Raw genomic sequence first — 757 nt, 5'->3', positions numbered from 1 at the left:
GCAGCGACGAAACCGAAGCCGTTGCCAGACGCTACACCGACAAATTCTTTATTAACAAAGAATGGCCGGTTTGGTCCACAACGCCGCCTTGCTCAGCAGTATGTTGAATCCGATTATGTGCTTTGGCTGGATGCCGATGAACGCGTCACGCCTGAGCTGAAATTGAGCATTCAACAAGCGGTACAATCGAATGAAGCGAATACCCTTTTACAGCATGTGTCTGCCTAAGCTGGGTACTTTGGTCGTTATCATCCGTCACTGTGGTTGGTATCCCGATCGTGTGGTGCGTCTCTATCCTACCAAGTTGACTCAATACGACGATGCGCTGGTGCATGAGAAGGTGGAAATCACCAAAGCAATGAAAGTGAAAGAGTTACAAGGGGATGCCATCCACTACACTTACAACGACTTGCACCATTATTTAGTGAAGTCTGCTGGTTATGCCAAAGCATGGGCAGAGCAACGTGAGAAGCGAGGGAAAAGAGCAGTATCTCTCAAGGTGTACTGCATGCCATTGCGTGCTTTGTAAAAATGTACATTGTCAAAGCGGCTTTTGGATGGTAAACAAGGCTTTCTGCTGTCGCTGCTTTCCGCGCACTCCACATTGGTGAAGTACGCGACTTGTGGATCAGGACAAGTACGGAGAAACCCAAGGATTAAGCTGCACCAGCGCCGCATCAATGTCGATGCGGCTCATATCCGCTTCCATTGCTTCACCGCCACCTTTTGGTGGGCAAAACGCCAGATGGCGTCCTTC

The 757-nt window shown here is 49.5% G+C and carries 1 pseudogene; it reads left to right on the top strand.

The annotated features are described in order from the left end of the window. Positions 1-660, top strand: a pseudogene (locus CIK04_RS23570) (glycosyltransferase family 2 protein); the annotation flags it as partial. Positions 661-757: the final 97 nt, after the last annotated feature.

This window comes from Vibrio sp. 03_296, assembly GCF_002265885.1.
The sequence above is the reverse complement of the archived record's forward strand: the minus strand, read 5'-3'. Positions and strand labels throughout refer to the sequence as shown.